Source organism: Chryseobacterium electrogenes, assembly GCF_053553015.1.
In genome coordinates, this window is record NZ_JBNPPB010000002.1 from 3,119,793 (window position 1) to 3,136,310 (window position 16,518).

The following is a 16,518-nucleotide window of genomic DNA, read 5'->3' on the forward strand; positions in this document are numbered from 1 at the left end:
TATGGAAGTCTTTACTAAACTTGATAATAGTGTGCAGGACAGTGCGGAAGGTTCAGCATTGGTTGGAAGAGCCATAGGCGGATTGGGAGCATTAATGTATCTCGGATATATGGGATGGCAAATGGCAGCCGGAGATCGTGAATGGGAAATTATCCCGATGCTCAAACCTATTCTGATCGGGTTTACACTCATTTATTGGATGGGATTTGTCAATATGCTGCAAGCTCCTTTTGAGGCCATTGCGGAACCGGGAATAGCCATCTTTAGTGATATTGAATCTGAGGTAAATGACCTCAGAATTGAAAGGTTCAAGAAACAGCAGCAATTACTGGATGCAGTCATCAAGCTCAATGCTGAAGAAGATGCCAAGCAGGAAGTTATCAATAATACAAGTAAAGATGCAGACGATTCTTGGTTTGATATCAGTGATGGGATTGACAAATTATTACAGCCTATCAAAGAATGGCAGATCAGGATGGAATTCCAGCTACAGAAATTAGTTGCAGAAATCATTGAGTTTGTATGTTTATCCATTCTCAGAATTTGTGTTTATCTCATCTTCTTTATCCAAAAGATCTGGGCATATATATTAATTATTCTTGGTCCCATTGCAGTCGGAATGGCACTAATACCTGGATTTGAAAATTCTTTATACAGTTGGGTTTCCAAGTTCATTAACATCAATCTGTACACTTTTGTTGCATATACCATTATCAATATTGGACAACAGCTGATTGCATCAGGCTATACAATGGAAATTGAACGATATGATACTCTTTTAACCAACGGAACCATTACCAATTTGGATGCTTTGATGGTCTATGTTTCAAATTCCGGAATGATCTACAACCAACTCTTTACCTGTGTAGCTTATATCGTCACAGGCGTTGGAGTTCTGATGACGCCAACCATTGCTGATACGATTGTAACTGCGGGCGGAGCAGGAGCGATGACCAAAATGAAAAGTGCAGCAGGTAAAATGGCGAGTAGTGCAAAAACAGCGGTTTTGGCTGCGAAAACGGGAGGTGCTTCAGCAGTTGCTGCGACAACAAAGGCCGCTGCTGCAGGTTCTGCATCTGGAAGAGTTAATGATGCTATGAAAAATGGAAAGTAATCTGAAAAAAATAATTGAAAATGCTTATTAAAAACATAGAACAGAGAATTAAGATCAACAAAGTGGTCTCATTGGGAGCTATTGCATTTGCTGTCTTCATCATCATTGCAGGTTTCTTCTTTGCTTACAGAATGATTCAGGATTCCAGAAAGTCAATCTACATTTTGGATAACGGTGTTCCGATTCTTGCCAAACAGACCGATGTGCTTTTGAATCGACCTGTGGAATATAAAGCACAGATCGAATTATTCCACCGACTATTTTTCACTTTGGCTCCTGATGATTCCTACATCAAAGAAAACATTCAAAAATCATTATACCTCATTGATGATAGTGGAAAAAAGGAGTACACCAACCTAAGAGAAAAGGGATTTTACAATCAGATCGTTGCTTCAAGTTCTATGGTCAGTATTCACACCGATTCCATTTCTCTGAATATGGAAAACAAGAAATTCCAGTATTTCGGAAAGCAGATGATTACAAGAAAATCTTCTGTCATTACGCGTAAATTATTTACTGAAGGTTTCTTTGATGACATCATAAGAAGCCCAAACAATCCGCACGGTGTTCTTCTCAAAAACTGGCGAATCATCAATAACGAAGAACTGTCTAATCAAAATAAAAACTCTTACTAAAATGAATGCTTTTGTTAAAAAAAACGGACAGAAATGGTTAGTCTGGGCAGTCAAAAATCCGAAGAGATTTTTTATGTATTCGATGGCTTTCCTATCAGTTTCCTTCATCATTTCTATTATGCAAGGAATCTTATTTCCTTCTGATATGACATTTAAAATCAAGCCCCCTGTGCTTTATTCCAAAAGTTCGGTGGCTCAAAATATTTTGAAAAATAATGATAAGGAGATGAAAAAAATAGTGGATGAACTACAATCACTTAAAGATAAAAGAGATCAGCAAAAATTACGGAAAGAGGACAGCCTGAGAATAGAATATCTGTTTAACCAATACCAACACTTAAAAAATGGACATTAAGAAAATTAACTTTAAAGAAAAGAAATATGTTCTGCCTCTCCTTGCTCTGCCTTTCGTTTTGTTGTTTGCATATGTTGGGGTTCAGTTTATGAAAGAAGATAAACCTGCAGATAAACCGAAAGAGCTTTCTCTGTCACTTGGTGAATCGCAGGATTCCATTATGACCAAGAATGATGCTTATGATGCATTCTTTAAAAAGGATGATAACAGAACAATGCTTGGTGGATTGGACAAGGAACAAGATAGTCTGCAAAGCTATGACGACCAATTGTCATTAGCTCAAAAAAGAAGAATTGATTCTTTAAAAGCTGTCAATTCAAGGCAGAATCAATATCAGGCAAATGGAAATCCATCATCCTATTATAACGCTAAACAAGGTAAAGAAGATCAGGACTATAAAAGATCGACTGAGATTATTAAAATGCTAAATGACAATTCCTACGGAAAAGCAGAAGATAATATTCAGACTGAAAAGCCTAAAACAAAGGAACAAAATGCACAGCAGGATCCTGTAAAATATCTGAAGCAGCAAATGCTGGTGATGGATTCTTTAGAGAAAGCTAGAGATCCAGAATATCAAACCAAGCTGGCGGCTGAACAAAAGCTAAAAGCCAATAAAGAAAAGATGGACGAGTTCCTTAATTCTACTTTCAATGTCAGCAAGTCAGGTATCAATAATGACTTCAATGCAATTTATAAAGACAAGGAAAACAGTTTTATCAAAGCCGTCATCGATGAAAACAACAAAGGATTTTTAGGGAGCAGAATCAGATTTCGATTGTTGGAAGACATTTTTGTTGGAAATAGGAAAATCAGTAAAGGTTCCATTTTGTATGGTCAGATTTCAGGATTTACAATGCAGAGAGTTGATTTGAAAATCATCTCAGTATTTGCGAAAGGAGAGATTTTTCCAATCAACCTTTCAATTTATGATGTTGATGGGATGAAAGGCTTGTATGTTCCCCAAAGTATATTCAGAGATATGATTCGTGAAATGGGAAGCAATTCGGTTCAGGGAACTCAGATGGATATGGGAGAACCATACTTTTTTACAACATCAGCATTATTTTACATCATACGGACAAGACGTTCTGGAAAAATTTAAAGATGTAAATATTCAGTTGATGAATTCTTCTAACAAATTTTAATACCCAAAAAGAAATGTCAAATTATAGTCATAAAATAAAAATCGGCTTTTTTATTTTAATATCAGTTTGCGGAAAATTTTCCGCTCAGAATAATGATTCAATCCAAACTCAGGAAATCAAAAGAGATAGCACCGTTGTCTTAAATACAGAAAAAAATACCTTGAGCTATAAAAAATTAATCATTCCGACTGCGCTTATCGGATATGGAGTGGCAAGTTTAAGCGTTAATGGATTAAAACAATTGAATTTCTCTACCAGAGACGAAATCAATGAACATAAACCTGACCATATCAGATTAGACAACTACACGCAATTTGCTCCTGCAGCTTTGGTTTATGGACTCAATGCATTCGGAGTTGAAGGAAAACATAATTTCAGAGACAGAAGTATTATTTACGGGACATCAATGCTCATTACATCTGCATTTGTACTTCCTTTAAAACATATAACAAAGGAAGAGAGACCCGACCAAACTAATAATCTTTCCTTTCCTTCAGGACATACTGCGATTGCATTTGCATCTGCACAATTTATGTTCAGAGAATATAAAGACACGAATTTTCTGTTGGGAATTTCAGGTTATTCATTCGCTGTTTTTACTGGAGTTTATAGAATGCTGAATGATAAGCATTGGTTCGGAGATGTGGTTGGAGGAGCGGGATTTGGTATACTTTCTACCGAATTGGCATATTGGCTTTATCCGAAAATCAATAATCTTTTGGGCGGAAAAAATAAAAACTCTTCTGCTATGGTAATGCCTTTTTATCAGAATAAATCAGTTGGGATAGGATTGGTTAAGAATTTTTAAAACTTGAATAATGTGGTTTTATTATGCATTACTGTCAGCACTTTTTGCTGCATTCACGGCTATTTTTGCTAAAATAGGAGTTTCGAATATCAATACTAATCTTGCGACAGGCATCCGAACTATTATTATCCTGATATTAGTTTGGAGTGTTGTTTTCATCAAGGGAGAAGCGAAAGATATTGGCTCATTATCAAAATTTAATATTATTTTCCTTGTATTATCAGGCGTTGCAACAGGATTGTCGTGGTTATTTTATTTCAAAGCGCTTCAGATCGGAAAAGTTTCACAAGTTGCAGCTGTTGATAAACTAAGTGTGGCAATAGCCATTATTTTTGCAGTGTTATTTTTTAAAGAAACGCTGACTTTGAAAACCGCAATCGGAGCTTTATTAATTATTAGCGGAACAATATTATTTGCTTTAAAATAATTGACAACGATTTTAAATAACAAAAAAGATACGAACCTCAACATTCGTATCTTTTTTTGATTTTAATTTACAATAAGACTGTAATCACATCGATGTCGTTCTGCAAAGTAATTTTTACCTTCAAACAGACCTTCGTGCTGAATATTTTTATCTAATCTTATAAGATATTGACCTTCTGTAAGGATAGGAATTAATGCTTTTCCATTTTCGTCAGTATCTATTTTAATATCCTGATTATTCGGTAGAAAAACCCGTAGCTGAGTATCTTTTTTCACAGGTTTTCCATTAATATAAGCAAAAACCGTTGCCTGTTTATTTTTAACTTTAATATCTAAATTTAAATAAGGCATTTCAATTTTCTGCGCTGTATTTTTGTTGACAACGTAACTTGTATGTAAATATTGAGTCGGTTTGATATTCTGCTTTTGATTCTCTCTTTCCACAACGGGAAGTTCATTGTTGATAGCGTAAATCTGATACGTTCCGTCTGTTTTTGGAACAAAATGACCAACCCAGAAATCGCTTTTCTGTTGAATAAGAATATCAGTTTTTTTACCATTTGGATCGATGATTGTCAATTGAAAATCCTTCATCTTATCAAGATCGTGACCACGTTTGATATATCTTTCTTTATTATCATTAACACCGCCATAGCGGATTTTTATAGAAAGTGTATCGTTCTTTTTCCCGCAGCCCTGCAATTCCAGCCAATATCCGTCTGCATAAGCCAAATTGCTGATGAGAAGGAAGAATATGAAATAAAAAACTTTAATCACTATTATTAAATTTTATTTAAAACTTTAAAGCAATACACGCTAAATATCTGATCGGAGCTTGTGGTGTTAATCTCACTGACCATGCTTTTTCACTTGTAATGTTGTCGATTTTCAAACCTAATCTGTATTTCGGTCTGTCGTAGAAAATACTTGCATCAAACATTTTGTAAGAAGGAATAATCACCTTTGCGGTTTGCGTATTCGTTTGATAAGACATGCTTCCAATATTTCCACCGAAACCTGCTCCCAAACCACTTAATTTTCCTTTTGTAAAGGCATAACTTACCCAAAAATTATACATATTCTGAGGCCCTGAAGCAGCAGGACGTAATTTCAAAACTGAAGCATCTGATTTTGTAAATTTGCTGTCGTTGTAAGCATATCCAACAATAATATTTAGTCCTGCAACCGGATTTGCTGTAATGTCTATTTCAACCCCTTTGCTGTATTGCGAACCATCCTGTATTGAAAAATTCGCATCATCAGGATCTGTTCGTAAAACATTGTCAACCTTGATGTCATAGTAACTAATAGTTCCGACAAGTTTGTGATTGAACAAATCTGCTTTTGCTCCGAATTCTAATTGATCTCCTTTTTGAGGAACAAAATTATTTCCGTTTTTATCGACTCCGCTGATGTTGAAAAATCCATTTAAATAATTTCCGAAAAGAGAAACTTTATCCTTTACAATTTCATAAATTAATCCTGATTTGTGAGATAGAGCTGTCTGCGTGTAAGGTCCTGCCTGTAATCCGCTTACACTTAGCCCTCCTGATGTTTCGCCTGTTAAGATGTTATAAACGCCATTATAGTGGAAGTTATCTACTCTAAGGCTTCCCATTATTTTCAATCGATCTGTAATATCAAATACATCAGAAATATAGGCAGCATAGGTATCATCACTGCTTTTTTCTTTTCTGGGTGTTCCTGTATTGGTAAGAGTATCCAGCATATCTCGCGTCACTCTATATGTGGTCGGTGTATTGATGAAATCAACAACCGGTGCATTCACATTAGTTCTGTCAAAGCTATTGAAATTGTTGTAGTAATCTAAACCAACAACCATTCTATTACGAAATTTCCCTATGTAGAAATCTCCTATAAAGTTTTGTTGCAAATTAGTTGCAATAAAATTTGTATTTCCTACTATCACACTGGCCTGTAATGTAGTGTCAGATTGTAAATCGTCAGCAAAAAGTGTACTGATTTAGTTCAGAACTAAGATAGTGTTTTCATAATAAACAGAACAAAAAAATAATTAAATTTGATTTATTATGACAGCCAAAAAACCAATCAGTAATCCTGAAAATTATTTAAAAGACATCCGCAGAAAAACCAGAAGGATTTTCACGGCGGAACAAAAGATCCTCATTGTGATGGAAGCCCTTCGGGCTGAAACCTCCATAGCCGAACTCTGTCGCAAGCACGCTATTCAGGAATCTACCTTCTACAAATGGAATAAGGAGTTCATTGAAGCCGGTAAAAAGCAGCTCTCCGGAGATACGCTCCGCCAGGCAACCTCCGAAGAAGTTTCAGCCCTTCGGGAAGAGAACCGAAAACTCAAGGAGACGGTCGCCGACCTCGTTATCCGCTACGACATTATAAAAAAAAGTTTGGAAATTCTGGAATAACCGAAAAATACAGAAAGTATATGAGGTTGTTACCTGAAGAAAAACTGGAAATCATCCAAATGGTTACCCGTAGTGAAATCGGCGTCAACAGGACGCTCAGGGAACTTGGCATTCACAAAAGCACCTTCTACAAGTGGTATAATCTGTACCTTGAGAAAGGTGAAGCGGGATTTCATTCTTCCCCTTCTTCTGGCAGAAGGCAGTGGAACAGCATTCCTGAAGAAGAGAAAAATCTGGTGGTAGAAATCGCTTTGAATTATCCTGAACTCTCCAGCAGAGAACTGGCTCATAAAATCACCGATGAGAAGGGCGTCTTCATCTCAGAATCCAGTGTTTATCGGATTTTAAAGAAAAGAGGGCTGATAACCGCGCCATCGCATATCCTGATTTCTGCCTCGAATGAATTTAAGGATAAAACCAATTTTGTTCACGAAATGTGGCAGACGGATTTTACTTACTTTAAAATTCTGGGTTGGGGCTGGTACTATCTAAGCACGGTGATTGACGATTTTAGCCGCTATATCGTTCATTGGGAATTGTGCCGAAATATGAAGGTGAATGATGTTCAAAGAACGATTGACCGAGCTGTGAAGAAAGCAGGTTTAAGAAAAGGACAAGTTCCGAAACTTCTATCGGACAACGGTTCTTGCTATATTACCGAGGAATTAAAGGATTATTTACACGATAATCACGGCATGAAGCAAATCCACGGAAAACCCGCTCATCCACAGACACAAGGCAAGATTGAACGCTACCACAGGACGATGAAAAATGTGGTGAAACTGCATCATTATTACAGTCCGGATGAATTGCAAGCCGCTTTGGAAGTGTTTGTAAACCGCTACAACAATGAGCGTTATCACGAATCTTTGAAGAATCTCACTCCAGCGGATGTGTATTTTGGAAGAGCCAACGAAGTCTTGAAGATAAGACAGCAGATAAAATCTGAAACTCTAAAAAGAAGAAAAAAGGAATATTACAAAAGAAAATTAATCGAAACCTAATTTTTTTTCTTTTTAAAAGCAAAAAACTAAACTTTAAATTCTATATTTGAAACAGAAAACACTCTCTAAGAAAAAGTACACTTTCTTTTGAAGACATACAGATAAAATAATGATAATTAATTTATGGTATGGTTTTAGTAAGAATGTATTAATATAAAATTATTAAAATTCATTATTTAAATTTGTTTTTATGAAAAAACTTTTACACATGGTAGTTATGTCTACCTCGATTTTATTTTCATCCCACGCATTAGCCCAAGCTCCGGTTTTGGGAACCACTGCGAATTTTGCGCTATTCTCCTCCAATGGAGCAGTCAGTAACACAGGATTGTCGCAGATTACAGGTAATGTAGGTACAAATGTTGGCGCAAGTACAAACTTCGGAAACGTAGACGGCGTGATGACTGACTCAAATGCCTCTAGCGCAACTGCTGCAGCCGATTTGATTATTGCCTACAATCAGCTAAACGCTGCAACTCCTAATTTTTTCCCGGCACCACTTTTGGGTAATGGTCAAACACTTACCGCAGGAACTTATTCTATCGGACAAAGTGCAACGCTAGACAACACTTTGACACTTGATGGCGGCGGAAACCCGAATGCAGTCTTTATTTTTAAAATACAGGGCGCTTTCTCTTCTACTTCCGGATCAAAAGTAGTACTTACAAATGGTGCTGTAGCTTGTAATGTTTTCTGGAAAATTGAAGGTCTTGTAGATCTTGCAACAAACACAGAAATGAAAGGAACCGTGGTTGCCAACAACGCAGCTATCGTTTTAAACAGTGGTGCTTCTATTGAAGGACGTGCACTTTCTACAACTGGCGCCATTACAGTATCAGGCGTTACAGTAAGAAAACCAGTAGGTTGTGGATCTCCAATTTTAACTGGTCCAGCAGCACCAGTTCTAAGATCTGTCGCTTGTTTTGCGATTTTCACAGGTAGTGGAACAGTTACCAACACAGGCATTTCTAAGGTTGTGGGTGATATTGGTTCTAATGTAGGACTTACTACTGGCTATAATGCTCTTGACGTAACTGGAACCATCCATACTAATCCGGACAATGCAACCGCTATTTGCGCATTAGATCTTGGAAACGTTTACACTTACCTAAACACTTTACCAGTAGATATCGAATTGCTTTATCCAGCAGCTTTTGGTCAAAACTTGGTACTTACGCCGCACACTTACCTCTTGAATGCAGCTACAGTTTTGAACGGAACCGTAACTCTAAATGCACAAGGAAATCCTGACGCCGTATTCGTAATCAAAATCGTTGGTGCATTGTCTACAAGCACTTATGCTAATGTTGTATTGGTAAATCAAGCACAAGCTAAGAATGTTTTCTGGAAAGTTGACGGTGCAGTAAGTCTTAATGATTATGCAAACTTCAAAGGAACTGTAATTGGCAATAACGGTGCAATTAATTTGAATACAGGTGTTGTAATAGAAGGACGTGTTCTTAGTACGACTGGCGCTGTTGCTACTGCAAGTGTCAATGTTACATCCACTGGAGGTTGCGATCCGGCAACCTTAGCAACTGGTGCTACTAAGACTAAGCCAGCAAGCTTCTATCCAAATCCGTTCTCTTCTGTTCTTAATATAACTCTGGATGACTCCGATAAAGGATCTAATCTTACGATTTTCACCGCAGCTGGATCTAAAGTTCTTGACAAAAATTTGTCTGATAAAAATACCAAATTGCAGATGAAACTTCCGATAGGAACTTATTTCTATCAGTTGAAAAACAAAGATGGTAAGCAACAAAGTGGTAAACTTATCTCGAAACCATAGGAAACTATATAGATAATAAATCATGATAGTTCAAATATTAGCTGTAGATTTCATATTATTTATCACTGCAATAATTTTTATATTTTATTATGGGTACAAAATAAATAAAACCAAATAATTGAACGGCTTCTAAAAACTATTAATAGGTCACAGATTTTTATCTGTGGCCTTTTTATTTTTATAATTTCTAATAATCACTTACAGAAATGAATCTGTTACATCCACAATATTATATGATTATCAATCTCACCAAACCATTTTTATAAAAACATTAACAAGTACACATTTTTCGGGCTTTCTTATTTTTATTACATTTACAGAATAGACAAAAAATTCGCAAGCTCAACAGAAATTATTGTTAGAATGAAATGCTCGTAAGAAAGTGTTCCATCTGACCAAAAATTAAATTAACAGATGAAAAAGCTGATTCTTATTCCGGCAATCGCCGCTTTATTATTATCCTGTAAAACCCAGACTCAAACTATGGAAAACCCGCAAGATTGGAAACGAACCACGAATATATATGAAGTCAATGTAAGACAATACACGCCGGAAGGCACTTTTGCCGCTTTCGAAAAAGAACTTCCAAGATTGAAGAAGATGGGTGTAGAGACCCTTTGGTTCATGCCGATCACCCCAATTGCACAGCTCAACAAGAAGGGAACTTTGGGTAGCCAATATGCGGCTTACGATTATACGACCATCAATCCTGAGTTCGGAACCTTGGAAAACTTCAAACATCTGGTGGACGAGGCTCACAAAATGGGCTTCAAAGTGATCATCGATTGGGTAGCAAACCACACTGGCTGGGACCACGTTTGGACAAAATCCCATCCTGAATATTACCTGAAAGATGCGGACGGAAGCTTCCACAAAGCCAGCGGAATGGATGATATCATCGAACTTGATTACTCTAATAAAGAAATGCGTCTGGCAATGATCGACGCGATGAAATATTGGGTCAAAGAGACCAACATCGATGGATTCCGTTGCGATCTTGCAAGCTGGGTAGAAGTTGACTTCTGGCAGCAGGCAAGACCAGAAGTGGAAAAACTGAAACCACTCTTCTTCCTAGGCGAATTTGACGAATTGGAAGCGCCAGAATACGGGAAAGTTTTCGATGCCAGTTACAGCTGGAAATGGATGCACCTTTCTCAAGATTTCTACCAAAAACATTTGCCACTTTCTGACCTGAAAAATCTTTTGGAACAATATTCAAAGATCGGAGACAACTCTATGAGAGCCTGGTTCACAAGTAACCATGACGAGAACTCATGGAACGGAACAGAATATGAAAAGTATGGCGACTTCGCTCCAGCATTGGCCGTTTTCTCTGCCACTTGGAATGGTGTCCCATTGTTGTACAACGGTCAGGAATTACCCATGAAATCCAAACGTCTGGAGTTCTTTGAAAAAGACCCGATCCCTTGGACAGGCAAATATGAATTGGAAGATTTCTACAAAACACTTTTCGCTTTGAAGTCCGAAAATCCAGCATTGAGAGGCGGCGACCCAGCGGTAACGACTTTCTGGGTGAACACCACTTCCAATGACAAGATCCTGGCTTACCTTAGAAAAAATGGAGAACGTGAAGTTTTGGTTTTAATTAATACCACCAAAGATCCTGTCAATTTCAAATTGGAAGATGACAACTCGGTTGGAAGCTTCAAAAATGTGTTTTCAAAATCTAAAACCGAACTCATTAAAGGTTCTGATGTAAGCCTTGAAGCCTTTGGATACTTGGTTTACGAGAAATAGTCTTAATTAGACTTTAAGATAATAGAGTTTTTTTTTAACTTCATTCATCTAATCCATAAAAACCTTTCAGCTCAAATTGGAAGGTTTTTTTAAAATCAAAACATATGAAAAAACTAGCAATCATTGGTTACGGCTGGTTAGGAAACCATATTGCAGAAAGATTATCAAATCGATATGAGATCTTTTCGACTACCACCACACCATCCAAAGCAGAAGACCTCAACGCTAAAGGTTATCACGTCACTTTGGTCAGTTTCCCTAACGAGTTGGATACAGCAATGAAGGAATGGGAATTTGCGTCAGACCTAGACGCCATCATTATCAGCGTCCCATTTTCGGGAATCAGAGGTGCTCAAATTCCTATGGATGACAAAAGGCAAAATCTCCTCAACTTCCTCGGTGATTACAAAGGTCAATTATTTTTGATGAGCTCCACGGGCGTCTATCCTCAAACCGAAAAAGAATTTGCTGAGGACGATCAACCTGCCGAAAATGTAGAAAGCGAAAATTTTATTTTGGAAAAATTCCCCCAGACCAACATCCTGAGATTGGCCGGACTGATGGGTGGTGAAAGGCTTTTGAAGAATTACAATATATCTGACCTTCATCTTTTGGTCAACCACATCCATTACGCCGACATCTGTTCCGTCGTAGAAAAAATGTTGGATAACCAATCACGATCCAAAGTCTACAACATCGTGGTGCCCATTCATCCTAATAAAGAGGAAGTCATCAATGCGCAGAAAGACCTACCCTACGCCGGCGAACGAACCACTGTAGGCAGAACCATTTCTCCCGAGAAGATGATTGCAGAATTGGACTTTGAGTTCCAATATCCGGATCCGCGGTATTTTCATTTGTAAATATTTTCAGGTACTTTCCAACCTTTGGAGTGGAAAATGCATCTTACCATAAAAAGACATTATTATGAAATCGTCATCATTTTGAAACTGAATTTATAAACGAAAAAGGTTACAAGACAGACACTAAGGAATTTGCTGAGAAGTATGATCTAGTCATTGGTAATCCACCTTATGGAGAACATCGTGGTCTATACAAAGGATTGGGTGAAGAACCTAAAATTAATAAGTACGAAGATTATTTTGTCAAACGTTCTTTAGATTCTTTGAAAACAAATGGTGTTTTGGCAATGGTACTTCCTTCAGGTTGGCTTAATAGGCAGAAGAAGTTAGAAAATGCAGATATTATCAACGCCTACAGATTACCATCTGGAGCTTTTGCCGGAACTCAGATCGGAACTGATATTCTTATCCTTAAAAAATCATCGCTAAAAATCACTAAGGATATTTCTGATTATTTTGAAAAAAATCCTGAAAATATCTTAGGAGAAATTCGAGAAAAAAGCAATCGTTTCGGGAGGATGGAGCAATATGTCCACGGCAATTTGGATAATGCTTTACATATTCTGAACAGACTCCAAAATAAAAATGAGACAGAAAGAATTGGAAATCTGTTTGAAGATTTTTTTCCTGAGAGTACTATTGCGGAAAACAAAAGTATAGTCAATAATAAAACGGAAATAGATAATGAAACCGAAAGCAAAGTAGCATTGAATGATGTTACAGACAAAATTATTGAAGTTCTTTCAACCTTACAGGAAATCAAATTTAAATCTCCGGCTGTTGTCAAAGAAATTGAAAAATATTCTAAGGTCAAAGAACAGATAGAAATAGCTGCTCAATCATTTAATTCCAAAATGTTAAAGGAGGTTTATGATAAATCCGAAAAAATAATTCAAACACAAAAAAGAAAAGACTCAGAATATAGAACTCAGACAAAGCCGGAAATCAAAAAAGGGATTTTAAAATATCTGTTTTCCAAATCTGATGAAGTAGTAAATACTTCTCTTCAAAACAGTTCATCGATTTCCAAAGAGCAAATTGAAGCTTTTCGTGACACCGATTATGATGGGACTTTGAATAATTATGATAAACACTATCAATTTGCCAATTTTATTAATGGAAAGTGGGTACACGATTTTTATTATGCAGAAGGAAATATTTATGCTAAACTGGAGCAGTTGGAAAAAGACTTTGTTGATAAGTACGCCGTTGATGGAACTGAGGAGCAGTATCATAAGCAAATGAATATACTCCTGAAAGTTGTACCTATTCCAAAATCTTTGGATGAAATATCAGTCAGTCCCAATCATGAATTTGTACGTCAATTTACCCTAGGTCAGGTAGAAAAAGAACAATATAATAGTGCAACTAGACTTGTGGAAACTGTCTTTGTTGATTACAATCTTGCTGAAAAATTTAAAGATTTTGTTGGGAGTTTATCAAATGATGCTTTTGCAGGCTCTTCAGCTTGGGAGGTTAAAAGTTTTGTAGATAATGAAACTGTAACAGGAAGTGATAAAGAACGAAATGCTTTAGTTCGTGAAAGACGTAAAGCTGCAGCTAATGATCTTTTTCAAAAATTCATTCGTGAAGAATTGTCGGATGAATTGAGGGAACGTTTTGTAAAAGATTTTAATAGAAATTTCAATAGTATTTACGTTCCGGATTATTCCAGATTTCCATTGTTTTCTAAAATCTATCAAAATTTTAAGGGAAAAGAACTTAGATTGACAGAAGTTCAAAAAGCCGGAATCGGAAGATTGACGACAAAAGGAGTTGGCTTATTGGCGCACGAAGTTGGTTTTGGAAAAACACTTTCCGGAATATTGTCAATGCACGAAGCAATGGAGCGCGGGAATGCAAAAAGACCATTGATTGTTGTTCCTAATGATAGCATTTTAAAACAATGGGTGGAAACCATTTTTGAAACCATTCCAAATGCAAAAGTAAATGTGTTGGGCAATCTTGGAAAGGATTATGATCTATCCAGATTTGATAACAAAGACGGAGAAATAACCATTGTTACCTATGAAGGATTCAACAATATCGGCTTTTCAGAAAACATTACTCAAGATTTAGCTTCAAAATTCTCTTACATATCCGAAAGCGAATTAAGAAGTGTGAACTCTATCAGCGAGAGAGATTTTCAGATAGAATTAGAAAAAGAAAGGGAGCTGGAGGGTAAAATGAAACGTGGGAAAATCTACGATTGGGAAGATTTTGATTTTGATCATATGACTTTTGACGAAGTACACAACGCCAATCATATTGTAGGAAAGGTGAGAATTGAGGACCGAAGATTTGCTTCAGATTTTAGAAGCCAAAATCAACAGACTTCCAAACTCGGTATCAATGCATGGATGGCTTCGCAATATATACAGAATAAGTACAATGGCAGAAATGTTACTTTGCTTTCTGCTACGCCTTTTACCAATAAACCTTTGGAGTATTATTCAATACTCTCATTGATTGCTAATAAGCGCTTGGAAGAATCAGGCTACTTTAATGTCAATACCTTCTTTGAAACCTTTATGGAGGCGGATACTGATATGGAGATTGATGCAAGGGGAGATGTGAAGTTCAAAGCGAACGTTCGGAGGTTTAAAAATAATTCTTTGTTTCAGCAGCTTTTATCTGAGTTTATTGATATTAAGGGAGAAGAGGATAATCCTGAATTGATCCGTCCTAACAAAATCAATAAAGAGTACAAGATTGAGCAGAATGATTTAACTCAAGAACAATACGATTTACTGAAAGAAAATTTCGAAGAAACTCAAAAAGGAGCAATTTTAACTCATATTCTTAATGCTAGGCTTATTGCAATCTCGCCGTACCTGTCACCATACTATGATGGAGAATTACCTTCACTAAACGAATTTATTGAGAATTCTCCAAAATTGATTGATACAATGAATCTGATACGACAGAATAAAATTGATATTCCTGAATCAGGTCAGATCATTTATTCTGAATTAGCAGTCTCAGAGTTTCCTAAAATGAAGGAGTACCTTGTAACTGAAGTAGGCTATAAGCCTGAGGAGGTGGGTATCATTATGGGATCAACAAGGAAGCCCAACAGATTGAAAATTCAGGATGATTTTAATTCGGGAAAAATTAAAATTATTATTGGTAGTGAAGCTATTCAAGAAGGAATGAACCTTCAGGAAAACACCACTGATTTATACATGCTTTCTCTCCCATACAACTTTACAACTTTGAGACAAATTGAAGGTCGTGCCTGGAGACAGGGAAATAAGTTTGAGAATGTGAGAATCAATTTTATGCTTACTAATGACAGTATCGATGTGTTTATGCTTCAAAAGTTACAATCTAAGCAGGCACGATATTTAGAAGCGATGAAGAAAGGGGCAAATGTATTAGACGTTTCTGATATAAGTACGCAGGAACTAAAGACCTCTATTATTACTGACCCTGAAACCAGAGCAAATATTGAAATTGAACTTTTAAAGAAAAGAATTGAAATTGAAAAGAACAAGCATCTTGCAGATATTGCATTTGTACTCAGAAAACACAATGACTTTCTAAAAGTCAAGGAGATGGTGACTAAAGCCGAAGATTCATATAACAGAATCCTTGGCTATTCTAAAAATGTTGATGGAAATACTGATTACTGGAAAAATCAACTTCCATCTTATCAAAAAACGATAGACTTGGCTAAAGGTGAGGTTCAAAAAACAGTAGAATTATTAGCTGAAAAAGGAATCAATGTTGCAGAAATAGAAGTTCAATCCTTAACCACCGAAGAAAAAATTGCTGAATTAGATAAAAAAATAGAAGAACTTCCTAGTATTCAAGAAAATTTAATTGTTCAGTATAAGAGAGAAAAAGAAGAAAAATTGAGGCTGAATCAAAGTGTAGATAATGTAAAAGAAAGGTCAGGGGAAAATTCGAGTTTATTTTTAAAGAGTGTTAAAAAAAATGACGTTACAAATATTATGAATGACCAACAACTCAAAAATAAAAATAATTTGAAGTTACAAAGTAATACTATATTTAGGAGAAGATAGTTTAAAAATTTGTTGAAGTGAAGTAAAATAACGTTAAAAAACTAGATTCCAGAAGTTGTTAATAAAGAATAGTTTATGCGGTAAAAATCAGTAATGACAATTATTTTATTATGAACATATTTTTTTATGAGCGGGATTTTTCCCGCTCTTGTTCAAGTAAAAATAGTTTAAAGGTAGAC

12 protein-coding genes and 1 pseudogene are annotated in these 16,518 nt (G+C 36.3%); 11 read left to right on the forward strand and 2 right to left on the reverse strand.

Going from position 1 to position 16,518, the window contains the following annotated elements:
* Window positions 1-31: 31 nt before the first annotated feature.
* The 6 genes from ACQQ6V_RS14410 to ACQQ6V_RS14435 are packed head-to-tail and all read left to right on the forward strand — an operon-like array spanning window position 32 to window position 4,487.
* The gene (locus tag ACQQ6V_RS14410) at window positions 32-1,114 is read left to right on the forward strand and encodes a TraJ family protein (RefSeq protein ID WP_448846147.1); all 1,083 of its coding nucleotides are present in this window, start codon (window positions 32-34) and stop codon (window positions 1,112-1,114) included.
* A gap of 20 nt (window positions 1,115-1,134) precedes the next feature.
* Complete coding sequence (gene traK, locus ACQQ6V_RS14415) at window positions 1,135-1,749, forward strand: conjugative transposon protein TraK (RefSeq protein ID WP_034676585.1); 615 nt, start codon at window positions 1,135-1,137, stop codon at window positions 1,747-1,749.
* A gap of 1 nt (window position 1,750) precedes the next feature.
* On the forward strand, window positions 1,751-2,104 hold the full coding sequence (locus ACQQ6V_RS14420) for a hypothetical protein (RefSeq protein ID WP_068941747.1): 354 nt from the start codon (window positions 1,751-1,753) through the stop codon (window positions 2,102-2,104).
* The gene (traM, locus tag ACQQ6V_RS14425; protein WP_448846148.1) at window positions 2,094-3,209 is read left to right on the forward strand and encodes a conjugative transposon protein TraM; all 1,116 of its coding nucleotides are present in this window, start codon (window positions 2,094-2,096) and stop codon (window positions 3,207-3,209) included. Before ACQQ6V_RS14420 ends, traM begins: the two co-directional genes overlap by 11 nt.
* A gap of 56 nt (window positions 3,210-3,265) precedes the next feature.
* Window positions 3,266-4,060, forward strand: coding sequence for a phosphatase PAP2 family protein (locus ACQQ6V_RS14430; RefSeq protein WP_273139960.1), 795 nt, complete (start codon window positions 3,266-3,268; stop codon window positions 4,058-4,060).
* A gap of 10 nt (window positions 4,061-4,070) precedes the next feature.
* Entirely contained in the window at window positions 4,071-4,487 is a 417-nt protein-coding gene (locus tag ACQQ6V_RS14435) for an EamA family transporter (protein WP_448846149.1), read from the forward strand.
* Between the two features lie 62 nt (window positions 4,488-4,549).
* On the opposite strand, the gene ACQQ6V_RS14440 is transcribed toward ACQQ6V_RS14435, so the two are convergent.
* Window positions 4,550-5,263: a DUF4198 domain-containing protein gene (locus tag ACQQ6V_RS14440; protein WP_273139962.1), complete on the reverse strand. Its 714-nt coding sequence runs from the start codon at window positions 5,261-5,263 to the stop codon at window positions 4,550-4,552.
* 16 nt (window positions 5,264-5,279) lie between these two features.
* Window positions 5,280-6,416: a TonB-dependent siderophore receptor gene (locus ACQQ6V_RS14445; protein ID WP_448846150.1), complete on the reverse strand. Its 1,137-nt coding sequence runs from the start codon at window positions 6,414-6,416 to the stop codon at window positions 5,280-5,282.
* Window positions 6,417-6,537: 121 nt separating this feature from the next.
* On the opposite strand from ACQQ6V_RS14445, the gene ACQQ6V_RS14450 reads away from it, so the two are divergent.
* From ACQQ6V_RS14450 to ACQQ6V_RS14470, 5 genes and pseudogenes are all read left to right on the forward strand, one after another.
* A protein-coding gene (locus ACQQ6V_RS14450; RefSeq protein WP_394369357.1) for an IS3 family transposase occupies window positions 6,538-7,898 on the forward strand; the annotation gives its coding sequence in 2 pieces (ribosomal slippage) (window positions 6,538-6,876 and window positions 6,879-7,898; 1,359 coding nt in all).
* Window positions 7,899-8,088: 190 nt separating this feature from the next.
* Entirely contained in the window at window positions 8,089-9,690 is a 1,602-nt protein-coding gene (locus tag ACQQ6V_RS14455) for an ice-binding family protein (protein ID WP_448846151.1), read from the forward strand.
* Window positions 9,691-10,104: 414 nt separating this feature from the next.
* Entirely contained in the window at window positions 10,105-11,448 is a 1,344-nt protein-coding gene (locus ACQQ6V_RS14460; RefSeq protein ID WP_448846152.1) for an alpha-amylase family glycosyl hydrolase, read from the forward strand.
* A gap of 104 nt (window positions 11,449-11,552) precedes the next feature.
* Window positions 11,553-12,311, forward strand: coding sequence for a Rossmann-fold NAD(P)-binding domain-containing protein (locus ACQQ6V_RS14465; protein ID WP_448846153.1), 759 nt, complete (start codon window positions 11,553-11,555; stop codon window positions 12,309-12,311).
* A gap of 68 nt (window positions 12,312-12,379) precedes the next feature.
* Window positions 12,380-16,339, forward strand: a pseudogene (locus tag ACQQ6V_RS14470) (helicase-like domain-containing protein); the annotation flags it as partial.
* Window positions 16,340-16,518 lie beyond the last annotated feature (179 nt).